The 1,132-nt window shown below is 74.6% G+C and carries 1 protein-coding gene; it reads right to left on the reverse strand.

Annotation, left to right across the window (positions count from 1 at the left end):
- Positions 1 to 58: 58 nt before the first annotated feature.
- A partial coding sequence (locus HGA02_RS19965; RefSeq protein ID WP_168681169.1) for an arabinan endo-1,5-alpha-L-arabinosidase occupies positions 59 to 1,132 on the reverse strand: 1,074 nt, incomplete at its 5' end.

A 1,132-nucleotide genomic window follows, 5' to 3' on the forward strand; every position in this document is an offset into this window, starting at 1 on the left:
CGCGGGGGCCGGCGGGCGGCCACCTCCTGGCTCCCGCGGCACGCGCCTCGCGGGGCCCTCAGCCCGCCTGCGCCGCGTCCCGCTCCGCGTCCTGCTCCGTGCGGGTCGTCGCGACGGGCCAGCCCTCGTCGTCCCAGCCGAGCTCGCGCAGGCCGAGCGTGATCTCGCCGCCCGCGGCCGCGTCGTACCAGTGGAACGCGAGCACGCCCCGGGAGACGGACTGGCCGCCGGGGCCGACCATGTCGCCCGTCGTCGCGAGCAGCGGCGTGCCGCCGTCGTCGACGAGGTCGGTGCCGTCCCGGTCGACGTACGGCCCGGTCACCGAGCGCGAGCGCCCGACCGCCATGTTGTACGTCGAGTCGGTGCCGCGGCAGCAGAAGTCGCGCGAGAAGAACAGGTAGTACCAGCCGTCGCGGTGCACGAGGTACGGCGCCTCGATCGGGTTCGGCGCGCCCGTGCGGCTCGCGAGCGTCACAGGCTCGGCGTCACGGTCGACGGGCAGGCCTGACGGGAAGGACAGCTCGACGAGCTGGATCCCGCCCCAGAACGACCCGAACGCCATCCAGCCGCGGCCGTCGTCGTCGACGAGCACGCCCGGGTCGATCGCGTTGTAGTCCGTCTCCCCCGGTGTCGACGCCCACACGAGCCCCTGGTCGACCCACGCGTAGTCCGGGTCGTCCGGGTCGAGCGTCGTGTTCGTCGTCAGGCCGATCGCGGAGCGGTTCGAGCCGAACGTCGACGCCGAGTAGTAGAGGTACCAGGTGCCGTCGTGCTCGAGGACCTCGGGCGCCCAGAAGTTCTGCACGCCCGGCACGCCCTCGTAGGCCCAGTGCGGCCGGGTCGACGCGTCCCACACGGTCCCGGTCGCCTCCCAGGTCCGACCCTCGTCGAGCGAGCGTCGGATCTGCGGGGCACCGAGCCCCTCGCGCACGTCCCCGGTGCTGAAGACGTACCAGGGCTCGCCCTCGTCGCCGACGACGAGCGCGGGGTCGTGCGCGCGCAGGTCCCCGGACGGCTCGAGGTCGGTGGCCGCGACGAGGGGATCGGGCCACAGCCACCAGGCCAGTCCGCCGCCGACCAGCAGCGCACCGACGACGAGCATGGCCACCAGGCCGAGCCCGCGCCGGCGCCC

It is taken from the genome of Cellulomonas septica, assembly GCF_012396155.1.
GTDB classification, from domain to species: domain Bacteria; phylum Actinomycetota; class Actinomycetes; order Actinomycetales; family Cellulomonadaceae; genus Cellulomonas; species Cellulomonas septica.